Source organism: Streptomyces sulphureus DSM 40104, from assembly GCF_000381025.1.
Classification (GTDB): domain Bacteria; phylum Actinomycetota; class Actinomycetes; order Streptomycetales; family Streptomycetaceae; genus Streptomyces; species Streptomyces sulphureus.
Map to the genome: position 1 here is coordinate 307,014 of NZ_KB905816.1, position 19,587 is coordinate 326,600.

At 71.6% G+C, this 19,587-nt stretch carries 17 protein-coding genes; 7 read left to right on the forward strand and 10 right to left on the reverse strand.

Going from position 1 to position 19,587, the window contains the following annotated elements:
- From F603_RS0113255 to F603_RS0113270, 4 genes are all read right to left on the reverse strand, one after another.
- Nucleotides 1-903: an MlaE family ABC transporter permease gene (locus tag F603_RS0113255; protein ID WP_019546488.1), complete on the reverse strand. Its 903-nt coding sequence runs from the start codon at nt 901-903 to the stop codon at nt 1-3.
- A complete protein-coding gene (locus F603_RS0113260) occupies nt 900-1,967 on the reverse strand; it encodes an ABC transporter ATP-binding protein (protein WP_019546489.1) in 1,068 nt (355 codons plus the stop codon). The genes F603_RS0113255 and F603_RS0113260 overlap by 4 nt, the downstream gene beginning before the upstream one ends.
- A 225-nt stretch (nt 1,968-2,192) precedes the next feature.
- On the reverse strand, nt 2,193-3,683 hold the full coding sequence (locus F603_RS0113265) for a DUF6801 domain-containing protein (RefSeq protein ID WP_019546490.1): 1,491 nt from the start codon (nt 3,681-3,683) through the stop codon (nt 2,193-2,195).
- Nucleotides 3,684-3,942: 259 nt separating this feature from the next.
- Complete coding sequence (locus tag F603_RS0113270) at nt 3,943-4,566, reverse strand: hypothetical protein (RefSeq protein ID WP_019546491.1); 624 nt, start codon at nt 4,564-4,566, stop codon at nt 3,943-3,945.
- A gap of 721 nt (nt 4,567-5,287) precedes the next feature.
- On the opposite strand from F603_RS0113270, the gene F603_RS0113280 reads away from it, so the two are divergent.
- A complete protein-coding gene (locus tag F603_RS0113280; protein WP_019546493.1) occupies nt 5,288-6,607 on the forward strand; it encodes a PucR-like N-terminal domain-containing protein in 1,320 nt (439 codons plus the stop codon).
- Between the two features lie 64 nt (nt 6,608-6,671).
- On the opposite strand, the gene F603_RS0113285 is transcribed toward F603_RS0113280, so the two are convergent.
- Nucleotides 6,672-7,307, reverse strand: coding sequence for a hypothetical protein (locus F603_RS0113285; protein ID WP_019546494.1), 636 nt, complete (start codon nt 7,305-7,307; stop codon nt 6,672-6,674).
- A 711-nt stretch (nt 7,308-8,018) separates the two neighbouring features.
- Between F603_RS0113285 and F603_RS0113290 the strand changes: the two genes are divergently transcribed.
- On the forward strand, nt 8,019-9,215 hold the full coding sequence (locus F603_RS0113290) for a PucR family transcriptional regulator (protein WP_019546495.1): 1,197 nt from the start codon (nt 8,019-8,021) through the stop codon (nt 9,213-9,215).
- Between the two features lie 37 nt (nt 9,216-9,252).
- On the opposite strand, the gene F603_RS0113295 is transcribed toward F603_RS0113290, so the two are convergent.
- The gene (locus F603_RS0113295; RefSeq protein WP_026328384.1) at nt 9,253-9,711 is read right to left on the reverse strand and encodes a PaaI family thioesterase; all 459 of its coding nucleotides are present in this window, start codon (nt 9,709-9,711) and stop codon (nt 9,253-9,255) included.
- 121 nt (nt 9,712-9,832) lie between these two features.
- Between F603_RS0113295 and F603_RS0113300 the strand changes: the two genes are divergently transcribed.
- The 4 genes from F603_RS0113300 to F603_RS0113315 all read left to right on the forward strand — a co-directional run bounded on the left by F603_RS0113300 (nt 9,833) and on the right by F603_RS0113315 (nt 13,287).
- The gene (locus tag F603_RS0113300; protein WP_019546497.1) at nt 9,833-10,339 is read left to right on the forward strand and encodes a MarR family winged helix-turn-helix transcriptional regulator; all 507 of its coding nucleotides are present in this window, start codon (nt 9,833-9,835) and stop codon (nt 10,337-10,339) included.
- An 89-nt stretch (nt 10,340-10,428) separates the two neighbouring features.
- Nucleotides 10,429-10,803: a hypothetical protein gene (locus F603_RS0113305; protein WP_019546498.1), complete on the forward strand. Its 375-nt coding sequence runs from the start codon at nt 10,429-10,431 to the stop codon at nt 10,801-10,803.
- A gap of 912 nt (nt 10,804-11,715) precedes the next feature.
- A complete protein-coding gene (locus F603_RS0113310; protein ID WP_019546499.1) occupies nt 11,716-11,898 on the forward strand; it encodes a hypothetical protein in 183 nt (60 codons plus the stop codon).
- A 219-nt stretch (nt 11,899-12,117) separates the two neighbouring features.
- On the forward strand, nt 12,118-13,287 hold the full coding sequence (locus tag F603_RS0113315; RefSeq protein WP_245600781.1) for an MBL fold metallo-hydrolase: 1,170 nt from the start codon (nt 12,118-12,120) through the stop codon (nt 13,285-13,287).
- Here F603_RS0113315 and F603_RS0113320 read toward each other — a convergent pair.
- Both F603_RS0113320 and F603_RS0113325 read right to left on the reverse strand, forming a co-directional pair.
- Nucleotides 13,217-14,149 (reverse strand): helix-turn-helix domain-containing protein, encoded by a 933-nt coding sequence (locus F603_RS0113320; RefSeq protein WP_019546501.1) that lies wholly within the window; start codon nt 14,147-14,149, stop codon nt 13,217-13,219. The two genes, F603_RS0113315 and F603_RS0113320, sit on opposite strands and share 71 nt — an antisense overlap.
- A 257-nt stretch (nt 14,150-14,406) precedes the next feature.
- The gene (locus tag F603_RS0113325) at nt 14,407-14,925 is read right to left on the reverse strand and encodes a lytic polysaccharide monooxygenase auxiliary activity family 9 protein (protein ID WP_019546502.1); all 519 of its coding nucleotides are present in this window, start codon (nt 14,923-14,925) and stop codon (nt 14,407-14,409) included.
- Between the two features lie 1,746 nt (nt 14,926-16,671).
- On the opposite strand from F603_RS0113325, the gene F603_RS0113330 reads away from it, so the two are divergent.
- Nucleotides 16,672-17,079 (forward strand): hypothetical protein, encoded by a 408-nt coding sequence (locus tag F603_RS0113330; protein WP_019546503.1) that lies wholly within the window; start codon nt 16,672-16,674, stop codon nt 17,077-17,079.
- Nucleotides 17,080-17,715: 636 nt separating this feature from the next.
- Here F603_RS0113330 and F603_RS0113335 read toward each other — a convergent pair.
- Together F603_RS0113335 and F603_RS0113340 are read right to left on the reverse strand one after the other, a co-directional pair.
- On the reverse strand, nt 17,716-18,591 hold the full coding sequence (locus F603_RS0113335; protein ID WP_026328386.1) for an aminoglycoside phosphotransferase family protein: 876 nt from the start codon (nt 18,589-18,591) through the stop codon (nt 17,716-17,718).
- A gap of 397 nt (nt 18,592-18,988) precedes the next feature.
- Entirely contained in the window at nt 18,989-19,405 is a 417-nt protein-coding gene (locus F603_RS0113340; protein ID WP_019546505.1) for an ATP-binding protein, read from the reverse strand.
- Nucleotides 19,406-19,587 lie beyond the last annotated feature (182 nt).

Consider the following 19,587-nt stretch of genomic DNA (forward strand, 5'->3'; position numbering starts at 1 on the left):
TCACGCTCCCTTCGGCGGGACGAGCTGGAGGTAGATGCCGGTGAGCACCAGGTTGACGAGGAAGAGCAGCAGGAAGGTGATGACCACGGACTGGTTGACCGCGTCGCCCACGCCCTTCGGTCCGCCCCGCGGGTTGAGCCCGCGGTAGGCCGCCACGACGCCGGCGATGAACCCGAAGAGCGCCGCCTTGATCTCGCTGATGTAGAGGTCGGGGAGCTGGGCGAGTGCGGAGAAGCTTGCGATGTAGGCGCCGGGAGTGCCGTCCTGCATCACCACGTTGAAGAAGTAGCCGCCGAGCGTGCCCACCACCGAGACCATGCCGTTGAGCAGGACCGCCACGCAGATGGTCGCCAACACCCTCGGCACGACGAGGCGTTGGATCGGCGAGACGCCCATCACCTCCATCGCGTCCAGCTCCTCGCGGATCGTCCGCGAGCCGAGGTCGGCGCAGATGGCGGAGCCCGCGGCGCCGGCGATGAGCAGCGCGACGATGAGCGGGCTCGCCTGCTGGATGTTGACGAGGACGCTCGCGCCACCGGTGAAGGACTGCGCGCTGATCTGGCTCGCCAATGAGCCGACCTGGAGCGCGATCACCGCGCCGAACGGAATGGAGACGAGCGCCGCAGGCAGGATCGTCACGCTGGCGATGAACCAGAACTGTTCGACGAACTCCCGGAACTGGAAGGGCCGTTTGAAGACGGCGCGGAGCACCGCGACGGCGAGCGCGAAGAGCGCGCCCGTCTGGCGAAGCCAACCCAGGCCCGGCAGCGGCTGCTTGAGGGCGGGTGGTCGGCTCCCCTCCGCATCGCCCTTCGCCGCCGGTCCGGGCTCGGGTCGGCCGCTCGTGGGCCCGTTCTCCGGCGAGGGTCCGCCGTCCGGCTTGTCCTCCGTGGGCCCCGTCATGCGTCGCTCCCGGCCTGTCCCGTGGGGCCGGTGTCGTCGGCTCGTCCGGAGCTCGCGGGCCGGTACGGGGCCGCCTGCGTTGCGACGGTCGCGGTCTCGGACCGTGCGGCCAGGGAGCTGCGGATCGCGGAGCGTGCTGCGGGCGTGAGCGAGTCGAGCATCCCCTCGACCCTGTGCTGCCTGCGTCGTACCGCGCTGCGCTCCGGCAGGCCGGGAGAAGGCTCCAACTGCGGTACGAGCAGGTTGCGTTCGATCCCCGGGTCCTCGGCGCGACCGCGCTCCGCGGCGAGGGCGGCCGCGTCCTTCTCCTCCGACATCCCTATCGGCCCCTGCTTGCTGCCGCTGAGGAACTGCGCGACGACCGGCTCCTCGCTGGTGAGCAGCACCTCGCGCGGGCCGAAGGTGACGAGGTTGCGCCGGAAGAGCATCCCCATGTTGTCGGGGACCGTGGCGGCGATGTCGAGGTTGTGGGTGACGATCAGCATCGTCGCGTCGATCTGCGCGTTGAGGTCGATGAGGAGCTGCGAGAGGAAGGAGGTGCGGACGGGGTCGAGGCCGGAGTCCGGCTCGTCGCAGAGAATGATCTGCGGGTCGAGGACGAGCGCGCGGGCGAGCCCTGCCCGCTTGCGCATCCCGCCGGAGATCTCGCCGGGCAACTTGCCCTCGTCGCCGACGAGTCCGACCATCTCCAGCCGCTCCATCACGATGCGGCGGATCTCCGACTCCTTCTTCTTCGTGTGCTCCCGCAGCGGGAAGGCGATGTTGTCGAAGAGGTTCATGGAGCCGAAGAGCGCGCCGTCCTGGAACATGAGCCCGAAGAGCTTCCGCGCCTCGTAGACGTCGCGCTCGGAACTGTTCACCATGTCGACACCGTCGACCAGGACGCGCCCGGACTCCGGCTTGATGAGCCCGATCATCGACTTGAGGAAGACGGTCTTGCCGGTCCCGGAAGGACCGAGCATGACGCTCACCTCGCCGGTGGGCAGGGTGAGCGAGACGTCCTGCCAGATGTTCTTGCTGCCGAAGGACTTCGTCAGCCCCTCGACGGAAACCTCGATCCCCATCCGCTCACACCTCCAGGGCCGGTCGCCGGGGCGGGACCGCCCGGTCGTGCCGAAGACCGCAACTCCCGTGCGTGCGTGTCCGGTTCGGTCGGCAGGCGGCCCGCATGCACAGCCCGGCACGCGAGATCGCTCCGGCCCCGTCGCGTGCGGGATCACTGTCAACGGGTGACAACCTCTCGGCGACGCGGTTGTCCCGCAGCGCGTGCGTCAGCCGGATCGTCGCGCTCACTCGGCTGCCTCCCCCGACGCGCCGTGCAGGTCCGGGAGTGGGGGAACCTGCGCGCCGCACCTGCCGGGTACGGAGGCGGCGCAGATCTGCCCCTGGACGAGTTCGAGGTAGTTGTCGGGTCCGGAAAGAGACGCAGTGAAGAGGCGGTTGAGATCCTCGCCTCCGGCGGTGCCGCATCCGGTGAACTTCGGGAGGTCGATCTTTCCGCGCAGCGGCCCGCCCGTCAGGAGGCTGTACTCGGGCTGCACGCCCTCCAGCCGCGTCTCGAACCGGCCCGTCTGGCACTTGTCGCCGACGTCGAGCCGGGTTCCGTTGACCTCCACGTCGTGGAGCCGGATGCGGAGGCCGAACCTGATCGTGTTGAGCATCGGGTTGGCGCGCTTGCCACGGACCACTGCGGCGAGGGTCATCGGCGTCATCGTCTCGAACTCGACGCGTGCGGAGACCGGGACGAAGTCGAAGGTGAGGAACGTGGAGTAGGCGTCGGGCAGTTCGAGCTCGCCGACGTGGTCGAGCTCGTCCCAGTAGGGGTAGTCGCCCCCCGAGTAACGGGCCTGCCGCACGCCCATCATGACGTAGACCGGTATCGGGTCGCGCCGCGGATCGTTGATGATGAGGGCGCCGCCCAGCTTCGCCACGTTGTTGAAGCCGACCGCGAAGGCGCAGCCCAGCGTCCCCGCCTTCGTCGTGATCGCCGCATCGGGCGGTGGCTCGGGGAGACCGCTCAGGTCCAGGTCGTCTGCGCCGAGTTGGAGCGGATCGCTCTCGCAGTCCCCGGTCTGCCCTTCCTCGTCTCCCGGCGCGACCGCTATCCCGCCGCGGGAGCCTCCTCCCTCGGCGCGTTCGTCCTGGGGGCTCTGCGACGTGGGTCCGCCTGACGGCTCCGGCGACGTCTCGGGCTGCTCCTCCGGTACGTCCACCGAGCCCAACTCGGGGCGCCCGTCGCCCTTCCGCGGCGAGCACACCAGCCGGACGCTCTCCGACTCCGCGCCGTCCGGGAGCAGTTCGAGAGTGAGCGTGCCTGCCGAGAACGTCACAGGGCCTGCGCCGCCCACGGTGACCGAAGGGACCCGACCCGCGTGGTCCAGCACCAGGCCGTCGTCGTCTTCGAGCGCTGCGTCCGCGGCCTTCAGCCCGTTCCAGTCGGCTTCGGCGGTCTCCTCGCCCTGCTCAACGGTGACGCGCAGCTCCGCCGTACTCGTCACGCTCCGGGTGCCCTCGGGGAGCAGTGCCGCGATGTCGGGCGCGGCGAACCGTGCGCGGACCCCGAACCTGTCGGGACGGATCGGCTCGCCCGGCGCGCCCCGCTCCGGCAGCCGCGGATCAAAAGTGACCGGTACCTCTCGTACGTCCGACGGGAGTTGGCACTCGTACTGCGCCTCCACCGTCGTGTCGTCCCGCGCCACGGCTCCGCTTCCCTGCAACATGCCGGCGAGCACGGCGGCGGCACCGAGCGCTGCGAGACGACGGGTCCAGGCACGGGTCATCGGTACGTCTCCTTCTCGGCCGACGCGGCCGGTGGCGCGGGGCGGCGACGTCGCGCGTCCGTTCCCGTGAGGCGGTCGGCGGAGTCCATCACCGCCCTGGCGTGCCGTGCAGTCACCGGGGCAATCTCTGTCACCGGCTTACAAGACGCCGGCGCCGGAGTGGCTACGACTGCGCGTCCGGCGACGGCGCCGCCGGTCGCCGGACGCGCGGTGCAGGGTGCCCGAAGGCCGCAACTGTGCGTGCGGGCAGCCGTGTTGCTCAGTCCAGCGTGATGGTCTGCGCCGGGTCGACCGCGTACGTCGCCTGGAAGTCCGCGGCGTCGCCGTCGTCCAGGAGGCCGATGCAGTCGGCGTTGGCGGCGGTCAAGTTGCCGGCGTTGATGACGAGTTCGCCCGTGCTGTTGTCGTAGTAGCCCTCGACGGTGGCCGGACTGCCGTCGGGGGCCGCGAAGTCGGCGGTGCACAGTCCTGTGGAGTCCTCGATGTGGGCCTCGATGCCGGAGAGGTTGCCGACGGCGCGGTCCGGGTTGTCCGGGTCCACGGACTCCACGTTGAGCTTGAACGGGAAGCCGCTCATCGTGACGTCGAAGCTCAGTCCCGGCAGCGTGCAGTCGGCGAAGGTGAGCCCGGTGATGTCCGCGATACCGGCGCCTTCGAGTCCGGAGCCGCTCTGCACCGTGCCGGTCGCTTCCGAGGACTCACAACTCAGCGTCATGGCAGGGACTTCCATCGTCGGCGTGTCCGCGGTGCCGACGATGTCCCCGCCGGGGGCGACGGTCCAGGTGGCGGCCTGTGTCGTCGCCGAGGCGGAGGCGGCGGTGAAGCCGAGGGCCGCGGTGAGCGCGGTCGCTGCGACGAGGGCACTTCTCGTTGTTCTGCGCACGGGGAATTCCCTTCGGAGATCGATGTGGACTGCGGTACTCGAATTCCCGGCGGCGCGGCTCGGTTCTGCGCTCCGGGCGTCCGAGGACACCTGGGAGACGCACAGCGGGATCACCGAATTCTCGGCGGCCGGGAACCCGTGGGGGCAGACAATCTTCCTTGCCCGAGGGTCGCGTTCGAGGACGGACGTTACGCAGCAGTAACGCGACGCCGCAACACCCCGCCCGTGGAAATCTGCGCCTTTCCCGAAGCGCCGTAATTCTTTGTCACACGCGCAGTGTCCGGGGCGCGGAATTCATCACGAGGTGCGCGGGAAACACCGCGGCGGCCGTGCACCTTTCACGCACGGGCAGGTCCGGACGGCGTCGGCGCCCGCTCACCCCTGCACAACTTTCCGCGGGTTCTTGGCGGTTGTTGCGCAGAGTCGGTGCACACCGCTGCGGCGGACAGCGGCAGCACGGAAGCTGAGGGGTTGGCCATGAACCCGACAACTTTGTCGGTTCCGATGGTGTCGAACGGTACAGACCTGTTCTATCGTCTTGCGTGCACGAGGAGTTGCGCACCGTGTACGCGGGCCGGCGCCACCCGGTGGACGACCGGGGAACGCTCGTGCCCCACCACGGTGACCAGCGCCTTCGGCCGCGTAGGCCGCACGCCGCCGGACTCGCACCCCCACCCTGGCCGGTTGGTTTCCCGCCGAGACTGACGGAAGGGGTACCCCCATGGCACGGACGACGACGTCCACAGGTCGGTCCGCAGAACCGGCGCACCGCGCCCTGCGCACGGCCGCGGGGACGGAAGCGCTCGACCCGCTCCCCCGCGAGCTGGCGACGGTGATGTGGCCCGAACTCCCCACGCTGCTCGAGGAGATGGCGTCGGAGATCGCCTCAGCGGTCCCCGAGTACGGCAGACTGCTCAACAGCCCGTACGGACGCACACTGCGCCTGGGCGTACAGCGCAACCTCGCCACCTTCGTCACCAAGGTCGCCGACCCCGCGGCGTCGACCGCGGAGCGCGACGAGTTGTGCCGAAGACTCGGGCGCGACGAGGCACACCAGGGCCGAAGCCTCCAGTGCTTACAGACGGCGCTGCGCATCGGCGCCCGGGTGGGCCTGCGCCGCGCGAAGACGCTCGCACCCCGGCACGGCATGCCGCCCTCGCTCGTCGTCAGCTTCGCCGACGCCGTCTTCTCGTACGTCGACGAGATCGAGGCCCTGTGCCGCGAGGGATACCTCGCGGCGAAGGACGGGACGGACGAGGAGCGCGCAGCCGAACGCCGCCGGCTGCTGCGGCTGTTGCTGGCGGGCGACGCCGTACCGCACTTCACAGTCGCCGAGTTGGCGAAGCGCGTCTCCTGGCCCCTGCCGGACGAGGTCACACTCGTCGCCCTCGGCAGCGGCAGCCGTCTGCCGACCGGAGCGTTGGAGGAGGACGTGCTCGTCGAACCGGACGATCCGCGCCCGCACCTGCTGCTGCCCGGACCGCTCGACGCCCCCAGGTACGCAGCGCTCGCCCGCGCTCTCGACGGATGCCGCAGCGCGGTGGGCCTCACCGTGCAGCTCGGTGACGCGTCGGACTCGCTGCGCTGGGCTCGGCAGGCACTCTCGCTCGCGGAATCGGGCCTGCTCCGCGGCGAGATGCCCGTGCAGTGCGAGGAACACCTCCTGACTCTGTGGCTGTTGGCCGACCCGCCGCTCGTGGAGCAGTTGGCACGCCGCCAGTTGGCACCCCTGGCACAGTTGACGCCCGCACAGGGCGACAGACTCGTCGACACTCTGCGCATCTGGCTGACGACGCGCGCGACCGCGACGAGGATGGCGGAGCTCCTCCACCTGCACCCGCAGACGATCCGCTACCGGCTGCGCACCCTCAACCGCATCTTCCGCGCCCAACTGGCCGACGCCGACCAGCGTTTCGCCACCGAGGTCGCCCTCCGCGCACTCCACGTGCGAGGCACGGCAGGACCGCACTCGCGGCACGGCGCCGAGGAGCCGCAGCACGGCAGGGCGGCGACGGCTGACTCCGGCCACCGCGACGGCTGACCCGGCCGCTTGCCAGGACGGTGGCGGCCCGCCTGCCCGACGGCCCGCCACCGCACAACGCGCGTCATTCCTCCGGCTGTTGGGCCTGGGCGAGGTCGAGCGAGATCGTGTTGCCGTCACCCGGGATCATGCCGTTGATCACCGGCGTGGCGAGGAGGCAGTGCTCGAACCGGGGAATGGTGTACTCGCCGGAGAGCGTGCCTCCGGTGAGGACGTTGAAGCCCTCCTGCGAGTCGAGGGGGATCGTCGCCGGTTCCTTCGTCTGGCACCTGCTTCCCACCGGCATCGGGATTCCGCCGACCTTGAGGTTCTTCAGCTTGATCGTCATCTTCGAGGTGGTGGAGACGGCGCCGTCCTGCGCGATCGTCCCCGTGGTCGGCTCGGTCTCCACCAGCTCCGTGGTCACCGAGACGGGGATGCCGAGCAGCTTGAACTCCCCGTCGGCCGGGGGGAGTTCCGTGTCGGCCGACAGGGTGCCCGCCGCCATGTCGGCGGTGACCTTCAGCGTGCCGGGCCCCAGGGCGAGGTCGGAGTCCGTGCCGGAGAGATGGGTCGTGCCCGTGATCGGGTAGTCGAGGCGTACGTCTGCCGCTTGCGCCGTACCGGATGTGGCGAGCGCGAGGCCGAAGGCGGCCGCGGCGGCGGCCGCCCCGTGTACAGCGACTCTGCGGCGGCGTGCGGCGGGGAGGGAACGGGTCATCTGGGCTCCATGTGGGGAGAGTCGGGGGTGGAGGGACCTGTGCGGGACGGCTCGCCGCCTCCCGCCGGCCGATCGCGGGCGGGGACGGACGCGTTCGCCGTCGGATGGCTCTCGTGCGACGGGCGCTCCTGCCACGTGCGGTGTGCCCGCCCGCGGAAGCGTGCGCGGTATCTGGGGTGTACTCGTGCCGGTGGTGGTCGCTGCGCAGGCGGTCCCGTGGCCGGGGGCGCGGACACGGGACCCCGGGATGCGACGGCGAAAGGGAGCTGACCGCCGGGCGTCCCGCGCGGAGCCGTTGCCGATTCGGGGACCGGAATACGCGCCGCGCTCCTCGGCTCGCCCGCGCCCCTTCGGCGTTTCGACCGTGGGTTCACGCCGCGTGCACTGGCGAGCAGCACGCCGGGAACGTTACGGACGGGTAACCCCGACCGCAATAGCGCCGCGGGGAATTTCCCCGGCGCAATACGCGGCGGGCGATTTCTTGTCTCTCGTGCAGTCAGCACGCGATGCGTTTTCATAGCCGGGTGAGTACGGAACTCCACGCGGCTTGACGTGATCCGGCGAACGCGAATTGCTCGGCACCGGAAGGCGCTCGGCGAGGAAGTCCTGCCGGGCCTCCGAGAAGCCGCCCACCACCACGCGTGCGCGCCGGAGCCGTCCGAGCCGACGGCGCCGCACCGCTCTCGAACCGACCGCAGAAGGGCACATGGAGTGGCTGATCCTGGCTCTGGCGAGATCGATACCGGCACGCGCGGCACGGGCCTGCAACGGGCCGCCGAACTGCTGCGCGCCGAACTCCCCGAACTGGCAGCGGAGTTGGTGCCCGCGCTCGCCGCGACGTACGCGCCGTACCGCGCGGCGCTCGAAGGCCCGCACCGCCGCCGCGCAGAACTCCTCGTCGAGCACTGCCTCGACGGCTCCGCCGCGGCCCCCGACAGTCGGGCCCGCCACCGAAGGGACCGCGTGCTCCGTCGCCTCGGCCGCAACGAAGCCTACGAGGGGAGGAGCCTCGACCTGCTCCAGTCGGCGCTCCGCCTCGGCACGAGACTCGCCCTGCGACGGACGCGCGCCCTCGCCGAGCGGCACGCCCTCGCGCCCGACGCGGTTCTCGGCCTGGCGGAGGCGCTCCTCGGCCACGTGGAGGCCCTCGCCGGCATGGCGGCCGAGGGCCACTCCGAAGCGACCGCCGAACTCGCCGGCGGCCGCGACGGGTTGCGGCATCGGCTGCTTGCGCTGCTCCTCTCGGAGGCGCCCGTGCCGGAGGCGGTCGCCGAGCTCGCCGCACGTACCGGCTGGCCGCTCGGGAGCGAGGTGGTGCCGGTCGCGCTGAACAACGCAGCCGGGATCGACGCGCGGCTGCTCGGCGCCGAGGTCCTCGCCGACCTGACGGGGCCCCGCCCGATCCTCCTGCTGCCCGGTGACACCGTCCACGAGATGCCCCGACTTCCCGGGCAGGTGCGTGCGGCGGTCGGCCTGCGGGTGCCCGTGGGCGAGGTGCGCGACTCGCTGCGATGGGCGCGCAGGGCGCTGGAGTTGGCGCGGACGGGCGCCGTGCCCGATCAGCCGCTCATCCGCTGCGAGGAGCAACTCGTCCCGCTCTGGCTGACGTCCGACCCGGAGCTCCTCGCGCGTGTGGCGGCACGGTTCCTCGCCCCGCTCGACCGCCTCACTCCTCTCCAACGCCGCAGGAGCACCGAGACGCTCGACGCCTGGCTCACCACCCGCGGCAACGCCGCCCGCACGGCCGACCTGTTGCGGCTCCACCCGCAGACTGTCCGCTACCGGATGCGCGCCATGGAACACTCCTTCGGCAGCCGACTCGCCGACCCCGACCAGCGTTTCGCCCTGGAGGCAGCCCTGCGCGGCCTGCGACTGCACGCCTCCTTGGGACTCAACTCCTCGGCATGACAGCAAGTTTGGAGGCGGACGTCCCGTGCGGCTCCGACTAGCCCGTGTGCCCTGCCCGTTGCGGTTCCGTACGCGCCGCCCCGGGAACGACGACGGCTCCCTGCGCGAGCGCGCAACAGTGCTCGCCGCCGTCCGCGTCCACCGTGTACAGCTCGCACCGGCAGGTGGCGCGGGAGCGCGAGGAGTCGACGACGGAGGCGTGGGCCCGGAGGAGACGGCCCTCCCCCGGGCGCAGGTAGTCGATGGTGAAACCGACCGTGAGGAGGTCGGGGCCGAGGACGCTGCCCGCTGCGAAGGTGAGCGCGTTGTCGGCGGCATAGCTGAGGACGCCGCCGTGCAGGTAGCCGTTCTGCTGACGGAGCTCGTCCCTGACGTCGAGCGCGAGCACGGCTTCGCCGCCGCCGAAGGCGGTGAGGCGCGCCCCCATCAGGACGCTGAACGGCTGCTGCGCAAGTACCCCTTGCGCGAAGGCGAGTTGCTGTTCCTCGTCGGTCATCGCGGCCTCCCTGCCCCTCAGTTCACTGGTGAAGTGAGCCTGCGGCAGATGGCGCCCGCCGTCAAGGAGGAGGCTGCCGGCGCCTGTCCACCGGCGCGCGGCGGGTGCCAGGATCACGTGCATGCCTGACACTCCGGACCGCCGCCTGTACTTCCTCCTCCAACGGGCCGCGCACCGGCTCCGCGTCGACGCCGACCGGCGCTGCCTGGCCGCCGCCGACATCACGACGGCCCAACTGGGCGCCCTCTATGCGATACGCGCTGCTCCCGGAAGCACACAGCAGGAGTTGGCGCGCACGCTCGGGCAGCGCGAGTCGGCCGTCACAGCGCTCGTCGGGAGGCTCGTCGGCGCCGGTCTTGTGGTGCGGCGGTCCCACCCCGACCAGCACCGGGCCGTCCAACTGGAGCTCACGCGAGACGGAGCGGAGGCGATGCACCGCGTGCAGCCCGAGGTGGACCGCTTCAACGCCGAGCTGCGGCGGATGCTCGGCGAGGACGGGTTCGACCGTACGTCGGAGGCGCTGCGCCTGCTGGCGGAGGGTCCGGGGCGAGCGTCCGGCGGGCCGGGACGGCGGGCGGTGCATGGAGCGGGCGAATCGGAGCACACGGGTGGGAAGGGCTCCGCGTGAGGAGCCTGGGCCCCGCTCGGCGGGCGGCTCGGCCGCACCGCGGGGAGCAACCGTCGTAGAGTGCGGCGCCTCGCCGGAGAGGAGTCTGGATGGCCACCCGTACAGACAGCACGCAGCCGCAGGTCTCGGTGCAGCTCACTGCCTGCCGCCCGGAGGACGCGCGGGCCGTCTTCGCCGAGCTGGGGCGCCTCTTCCGTCCGGACGTGGAGTCCGCGCCTCACGAGGTCTCCGGTCTCGACGACCGTCAGCACCGTGTGTGGTCCGCCGAGTACACCGTGGCCGAGGACTGGCCCCTGCCCCGCCCCCCGGAGCTGCGCGGTCCCGTCGACGCGGAGCTCCAGGGCTCGCCGCACGCGGTGCAGCTCTTGGAGAGCGCCCTCACGGAACTGTTCACCGTCCGCACGGAGACGGACGTCGCCGGCGACCAGGAGGAGCAGACCCGCGTACGGCTCGAAGCCCGCTGACCCTGAGCCGCCGCAGACTCCCGCCGCCCCGACACCCGCGCCCGCCGGCGTACGCCCGAGACCGGCACGCCGGCGCGACGAGGGCGCCGCTCGCACGCCGGCGGTCTCGTGCCGGCATGACCGGGCTGCACGCCGCCGCCCCGGCGCGGACCGGCGCGCACACTTCTGTGCGGGGTCGTACGCCCCTTCTCGGTCCCCTCTACGTAAGCAAGTTGACTTCCTGGTAGGCGCGTTGCCCCGGTGCGCGCTCGGCCCAAAACCGCGCACGCCCGCGTGCCGGGTCGTCACCCTGTGCACCGGCCCCGCTCGCCACGAAGCCACGCCGCCGCCCCCGCGCGCACGGGCGCGGAAGGCGCACCCCTCGTACAGGAGCTGATGGTCGTAAGGGAACGCGAGGCTCCGCAGCGCTCCCGGTTCCGGCCCCCCGAGTTGATCAGGAAGAAGGACGCCGTCCGCGCGGGTCTCGCTCGTACGCCCGCCCCTGGCAGCCTCGCGGACGTACCCGTTCGTCAACGCGCAGGAGACGCGGCACCATCGTCGTCCGCCGCAGTGTGCAAGGGAGTTGGCGACCTGTGTCGGCGCACGCCTTCGTGCGCGAAGTCTCCGAGGCGGTGCACGGGCTTGCCGCGGACGGGCTCGCGCAGGGCGGACACGTCGCGCTGATGGCCCGCATCCGTTACGAGCGGTGCATCCACGGCTTCGGGGCCGCGGACGGGCAGACCGTCCCCGTCTACGCGGCCTTTCGGCGCGCAGACTCTCTGGATACTCCGCAACGTGGGGGGGCCAATCCGCCATCGCGCAGCGCGCGCGGACCTCCCCGGAGAACCACAGGTCTGGCGAACCGACGACGGCGCTCGACCAACTCAGCGCCGCCAGCGTGCAGTTGACAGAGGTGCCCGCCCGCACACAGCGGTGCAGCACCCCGTCGACCACGCGGCCGGGGCCGTGCAGACGGCCGAGTCGATCAGCATGTTCCGCATCATGCCAGGTGAGTACACCGAGATGCACCTGGTGCCGACCCCGTCACTGAAGAGTGGACACGAGGCCATGGCCGACGCGTACACCGAAGAGCCGGAGTCGCTGTACGCCGGTTGACCCCCGCCGTCGAGGAGTACGGTTCCCTCCGGGACGCAACCGGAGAGGCAGGGGTCGCGTCCTGCCACCCGGAGACGGGGGCTACCCGCAGCAGTGGCCTAGGAGGGGACCGTGCCCGAACGGCGGTTGGCACAACAACTCGGTTCAGAGGGGGCAGGCAGCCCGGCGAGCCCGGTCCGACAGGCTCCGGGCTCGACGGGGAGGGCGCGGCCGCCACGCCTGACCGCCGCGAGGCTGCGCCCGCTCTCCTTCGGCGCAGAGCCGAAGGGCGCGCGGCTGCGCCGCATCGAGGCGTCACCGCACTACTCCCCCGACACCGGCGAGTTCCGCAACCCGGCAGGCCCGGCCCGCGCAGCCCAACCAGCCCATTCACGCGCCGAGTTGGCGCGCGCCATGCTCACCGGCCGCGACCGCAGACCCACCGGGCCGCTCCCCCTCGCCCGGCCGAGCGCGGCCCTGCGCGGGACGCCCCCGCTGACCGGCCTGCGGATAAGCTGGCTCGGCCACTCCACGGTCCTCGCCGAGATCGACGGCCGACGTGTCCTCTTCGACCCCGTGTGGGGCGAACGCTGCTCGCCCTTCGGCTTCGCGGGACCGCGCCGCCTTCACCGCCCCCCGGTGCGGCTCACCGCGCTGGAGCCGATCGACGCGGTGGTCATCTCGCACGACCACTACGACCACCTCGACCTGCCGACGGTCCGCCGCCTCGCCGCCCTGGGCACCCTCTTCGTCGTCCCCCTCGGAGTCGGCGCACATCTGGAACGCTGGGGCGTACCGCAGTCGCTCTGCCGGGAGTTGGACTGGCACGAGTCGACGGAAGTCTCCGGCCTGACGCTCACGGCCACCCCGGCCCGGCACTTCTGCGGGCGCGGGCTCCGCAACAGGCAGCGGACGCTGTGGGCTTCCTGGGTCGTCGAGGGCCCCGAGCACCGCGTCTTCCACAGCGGGGACACCGGCTACTTCCCCGGCTTCGCCGAAGTCGGCGCCGTACACGGCCCGTTCGACGTCACAATGATCCAGGTGGGCGCCTACTCCGAGCTCTGGCCGGACATCCACATGACACCGGAGGAAGGACTCAGGGCCCACCTCGACCTCAACGGGACAGGGGAACGCAACGGCCACGGCGCCCAGGGCAGCGTGCTGCTTCCGATCCACTGGGGCACCTTCAACCTCGCCCCGCACCCGTGGGCCGAGCCGCCCGAGCGCATGCTCGCCGCCGCCGAGCCGGCCGGCGTACGCACGGCGATCCCTTGCCCCGGCGGGGAGTTCGAGCCGGACGGCGAGAGGCCGCTTCCTGTCGACCCGTGGTGGCGGGGCCTCACACGGTACGCAGGGGCGACCGGCGCGCCGCGTACTCGGCAGCGGCCTCCAGTAGCAGTGCACGACTGACCGACGGGGGCTCCGAATCCGTCACGAGGCAATCGATGAGGTGGCGGTAGTACTCCACCTCGTCCGGTGTCTCGACGTACCGCGCGGAGCGGAGCTGCTCGAGGTAGACGGTGTCGGGCAACTCGCCGGCGGGCAGCCGCAGAAGCGTGCACGGGCCGTCCGTCGCGGCCTGCCCCGTGCTGAACGGCAGTACCTGCACGGTGACATGGGGCAGGTCGCCCATCTCGACGAGGTGTCTGAGCTGCGCCGCCATCACGGCCGGTCCGCCGACCGGGCGGCGCAGCACCGCCTCGTCGAGCACCGCCCACAGGTGCGGCCCGCCCCGCCTGTCCAGGACCCGCCCCCGCCGCATGCGGAGCTCGACCCGTCGATCCAACTGCGCTTGCTCGACGCGGAGTCGGGGATGCGAGACGACGTGGCGCGCGTACTCCTCCGTCTGGAGCAACCCGGGGACGTACTGCGGCTCGAAGCAGCGGATCACGCTCGCAGCCTGCTCCAGTCCGAGGTACGGGTGGAGCCAGGCGGGTACGACGTCGTCGAACTCGTGCCACCAACCCGGGGTGTCGGCGCGTTCGGCGAGCGCGAGCAGCACGTCCCGCTCGGCCTCCTCGACGACGCCGTAGATCGTGAGGAGGTCGGCGACGTCGCGCACCGGGACCCCGGTGCGTCCGCGCTCCAGCCGTGCGACCACCGCGGCGTCGACCCGGAGCGCCTCTGCGGCCTCGGCGCGGGAGAGGTACTGCGCCCGGCGCAGCGCCTGGAGCCGCCGCCCCAGGATCAGCCGCGGGACAGCCGGAGACGTCGGCGCAGGCTCCGCCGCTCCTCCGGTGTGCGCCGCGCCGCGTGGTTCAGAGAAGTGCATCGTGCTGCTCCCGTACGTTTGCTCAGGCACCCACCTTCGCAGATTCCCCCTGGCTTGCACCGCGTTCCGGTAAGCGGCGCGCACCGTTCCGCAACTCTCCTGCTTCTTACCGCGGTTGAGGTCGGAAGAAACGATCCTGTCCGGGTCTGCCCGAGAACGCGGCCGCGGCCCGCGTCGAGGACGCGGGCCGCGGTGTGCCGCGCGGGTGCCGGGTACGTGGCCCGGTCCCCGCGCGGCGGGGTGTTCTGCGGTGCGGGTCAGCCGCCGATGTTGACGTCCACGCAGGCGTAGAAGGCGTTGGACGTGTCGGCGATGTTCCAGACGGCCAGGATCTTGTGCTGTCCGCTGAGGCCGCCGAAGTCGACGTCGTGCGAAACCTGCGCGCCCGGGGTCTGACCGCCGTCGTCGAACTCGGCGATCTTCTGCCCGTCCGCGTAGTACTCCCACGTCGACGTGGCGTGGGTCACCGTCAGGGTCCAGTTGAAGGTCGTGGAGCTGCCGACATCGGTGACCGCCCAGCCGTGGGAGTCGTCGTCCAGCTCGGAGAAACGCGAGTTGCCGCCGCTGCAGCTAGTGAGGCCCTTCGGGCCCTCGACGCTCTGGGGCTCGTACTTGATGTCGCCGCACTCGACGGTGCCCGCTGCGCACTGCGACTGCCGGCTCGGCGGCGAGTCGACGTAGCCGTGCGCGCTCGCCGAACCAGCCGGCAGCGTCAGCGCGATGACCGGGGCAAGTCCGGCACCGATGGCGGCAGCCAGCTTCTTTTTCTTGTCCATGTCAACTCCTTCACGGAGGAGGCCGACGCTCGCCCGTTCCTCGCCGACCTCGCGGAGTGGGGGTTCGGTCGACGCGGGGAAGCTCACCGGACACCGAAGCACCGAGCCGGCCCGGGTATGCCGGCAGGAGCAGCGATGGAACCGGTTCCCGTGCCCACCGATTGGTCTAGACTTTACTGCCCGGCCGTCCGCGGTCAAGGGTTGCGACCGCCTGTGGTTTCTCAAGTGCACTATGTGCAACGGAAGTTGGGGGACCGGGTGCCCGGGCGCCTCGCACCTGGGGTTGGCGATTTACCGGACCGGCAGCGTGCTTCCGGGCACCAACGGCCGTTCGCCCACGACGAGTTCCGCCGGCCCCCGACGTCTGCGTGACCTTGGCTTCGGTGAACGCGGACCCTTGGGGAATCCGGCAGGCAACGCCCGGTATACGCCGGAGTGTTGGACGCACCGCTCGTCGCACTCCCGCGCGAGCATCGAGGGGACGGACGCCGACTGCTTCCGCCGATCTCACCGTTTCCGCCAGGGCCCGCCGCCGGAGGTCGTGCGTCGCGATCGGGGGTGGAGCGGTGACCACGCCCGGGGCGCGACGGCGCGGGTCGAGGTGGCCTCGCGCGTACGGTCGCACGAGTGAGGCGGCGGTACGCGTGGCCGTTGACGCAGACGACGAAGAGCGCGTCCCAGCTCGCGCACTTTCGCCGCGGAGAAGGGGCGTCTTGTTGCGCAGCCGACCGGAATCCCGGGCGGCCGGGAACCGGCTGCCGAGGGGCGCCTGCCGACCCGGGGCCCGGCGGCACACCCTCGTGAAGCATCGGCTCGGTGGGCAGCGTCGGAGTCGCCGGGTTGTGCGCGGTGCGGAACTCGACCCCCGTCCGACTCGGGCTCGTGCTCGACGCGGACGCCGCAGCGATCGAGGCGCAGCCCGTGCGAGTGGCCGGCCGGCACCCCGAGCAGCCGAAGCCCTCGTCGGCGCGTACACCACGGACACGCACCAGGGCATCGAGCACGGGGCCGCACGCCCCAGCCGACTACCAGGCGCCGGCGGGGACACTGTGCCCGTGCGCCGTAGAGCCCCGCGCGCGGGCGCACGCGGGCGCTCGGCCTCCCGGCCCTCGCAGCATGCCCGCGTGCTATGCGGCCACCGTTCACCTCTCGCCTACCTGGCCCACGCCGAAAGCCGCCGCCGATGCGCCCTCCGGCCCCTCGGGCACGCCGGCGGCCGTCCTCGCTCGCGCTGAACGCGACCAGCCCGCAGGGCACTTGAGGGGCACCGAAGGACCGGCCCCGCCGCCTGACGCGGCGTCGGTCGACCGGGCGGCGCAGACCGTTACGCCGTCGAGCGCAACGACCGGCCGCCTTTGCGGTGAGCGCCCCCTCCCGCGAGCGGCCGCCCTCGTCCGCGAGCCGCGGCGGACCGACGGCGCAACGTCCGCCCCTCCTGGGCACGTTGGGCCGCTCCTCGGCGCGGCTCCGCCGGACGGGCGAGGTGCCGTCGTCCGGAACAGCCGTGGGTCACGTCGTCCACGCAGCCCACTCGGCCGCCGTCCGGAAAACTTGAGCCTCTTTGCACCGAATCCACTTGATGTGTTGTATCGGCGGGTTGATACCGATCTTTGCTGCGGAGAGGAGGAATCTACTCGTGGCGCGGGGAACCCAGCGAGCGATCCCCCTGCCCCCCGGTACTGGTGTATCCGTGCACTGCCGCCCCGGGGTATCCCAGCAGCTCGCCGAAGAGAAAGAGCCTTCTCTATGCGCACGTTCAACAAGATCCTCGCCACGGGCGCCCTCGTCGCACCGGTGATGCTCGGCTTCTCCGGCGTCGCCGTGGCCGACCAGGGCCCGTCCTTCGGCGAGGGCGTCCAGGCCGCCGGTGCCAAGGGCGCCTTCTCGGCCGGCAAGGCCTCCACCGCTGGTGGGTGGGACCGGGGCGGCGACCGCCACCACGGCGACCGTCACCACGACGGCCGCCACCACGACGGTCGCGGCCACAGCGGCCCGGGCTACTTCCACAACGCCGCAGTCGCCGGCCCGCACGGTGCCGCTTCCGAGCTCGTCGCCTCCGGCTTCGACCGCCACGGCAAGGCGTTCTTCATCAAGGCCCAACAGGCCGCCGGCGCCCACGGTGCCGCGAGCCACGTGACCGGCTCCCACGCCTGACCCACGGGTCACCGGGTCGGCACCGACGCCGGTGCGCGGCCTCAGGGACCGCGTCCAGTTGCGCCGGCCGCACCACACCCGGCGGGCGACGGCAGCGAAGCGGGAACCCGAGCCACATCGGCCCCGGGAGGGCGACCTCCCGGGGCTTTCCCGTGCCACGCCGTCGGCATGCTCCCCAGTCGACAGGCGGGGGACGCCGCACGCGAGCGGATTCCTGGGTCGACAGAGGTAAGTCTCCCCAGTGTTGTACAGCGCGTGTCTTCCCCCCGTCGGCAGAGCCGCATCGAGCAGCCCAGCGGATCAGGGCGCTCCTGCCTGTGCTGTGGGGGCCGTCGACCGGAGCACGCTTCTCGCCCATCCCCGGCCGACCGAAGGGCAGTTGGCTCCCCTGCGGCTCGTCGGAGACCGTGTCGGTGTCACGGTCCGCAAGGCGGTACGCAGCCGAACAACGTCAGCGCGCAGGCGGATTGCAGAACTGCCTCTCGCCCGCATGGCGAGGGGCGCCCCGCCGAGGCCGGTGGCTTCCGACATAGCTACCTCCGCGAGGCCCTCGCCGTGATGACGGCCGGCGAGGTCGCCGCGAGCGGCTCGGCGCTCGGGAGGCGCTCCCTCGCCGGGCCGAACTGATGCGTGGGATCAGCGAGACAGAGCGAGTAGTTCGTCGATCACGGGCTCCGGGCCGTCATGGGTGAGGTGTGCGATGGCTGCCATTGGGGCGACCACTCGACTCCAGGCATACAGCCGGTCCCCGTCGAGCCTGCACGCGGTCGCCACCCGCTGGCAGCGGGCCTCGACACCCTCTTGTCCGGCGCCGGCCACCACGTAGTCGACGGCGTCGAAGCACGGGTCGCCTACGCATGCCTTGGGGTCGATAGCGACCAGACCGCGCGACGGGCCGCCGTCCAGGACGTTGCCGAGGTGCAGATCGCCGTGCAGCAACACGAGCCCGGCCTGACTGTCCAGCAACTCCTCGCAGCGCCGTATCGCCCGCTGCCACGCGGCCTGGTCGATCCGTGCGCCGATGGCCGGTTCGGACAGCCGCTGGCCGATCCGGGCGAAGGATTCGTCAAACCGACCGCGCAGATCCAGTGGCCAGTGCGCGGGTGGGGCCACGGCGTGCAGTGCGGCAAGCAACTCTCCCCACTGCTGCGGCAAAGACGTCTGCGGCATGTCCTCGGCCACAGTGCCGGGCAGAATGTCCTCCAACATCATCGCCCCGGCCTCCGCGTCGGCAGACAAGACGACCGGCACCCGACCCGACGGCGCGAACACGCGCAGCATCTCCACCTGTTTGGTCAACAGTGCCCGGTCCGGGCTGAGTTTGAGGACCGCTGGCCTCCCGTCAGGCCATTGACAGCGGAAAACGACAGAGGAGGCTCCGCTCTCGAAGAGCTCACCCAGCACGAACCCCCACCGCGCGGCCAGCCGTGCAGCGAGGTTGGGAACCTCGGCGAGCCAACCCTCGGCTTCAGGGCCGTATCGACGTACCAACACCGCGCGGGTCTCTTCCATGTTCATCCCGGTAGCCTGCCTCCCGAACTGCCGCCATGCACACGCATATTGACGCCGTCGCGGAGGCGGGGTCGTGCGAACGATCACCAGCCGCCTGGGAGATGGCCTTCAGCGGGCCGGGAAACCACAGGCCGACGGCACCGCCGATCTCCCCAACGCCATCTGCACGGAAGGCCTTTGTGCCTGAACCTTCACTTACCGTTCCATCTGACGCAGCACCCCCACGCAGACCTGACCTCGGTCACGCAGTCGTGCAGGAAAAAGGGGCAACATGCCTCGCTGTAAGGCGACACGACGGGACTCTCGACCCACGCGCAAAGCGACATGACCCGCGTGGGACACGGCGCCAGCCGTCACAACGGCACCGGCGGTCGCGGCTGGGAAGTCGCGGCGCCGATCATCGGAGCGTGGCGCGGACGACTTTTCCGCCGGCGTCCGTGGGGCGAACCGAGACCTCGTCGGAAAGCTCCAGCACCAGAGGCCAGCCGAACCCGCCCGTCTCGTCCCCCGTCTGCATGCTCGTCCGGCGGCGGCGCGGCGGGTGCGGGCATCCGTCCGCGACGACGACGTCGATCCCGCCGTCCTCGCCGCAGCGGAAGATCAGGCGATCCAGGCCGCCCGCGTGCCGTACCGCATTGGCGACGAGCTCGGAGACGACGAGCAGGAGCGCCTCCGCCGTCTCCTGCCCCGGCTGCGGATCGAGCCCGGCGAGGAACTCCTTCGCGGCGCGGCGCGCCTGCGCGCTCGTCTGCGGCCGGCACAGCAGTCGAGCGCACACAGGTTCGGCTACGGCCACCTCCTCGTGGGTGTCCATCGGTCACCACCTCCGTCGTTCGTCAGGGTGTCCCGTTCCGTCCGGAAGGCGATAGCCTGCCCGATCCCGGCGGTGTATAACGTCCCCGGGGTGCACGGAGCGTGCGCGCGGCTCGTCCCGCGAGCACCCGACCCGATGCCTCGGCGCCAAGTCGGCCTGCAGCACGGCCGATTCGGTCCGCC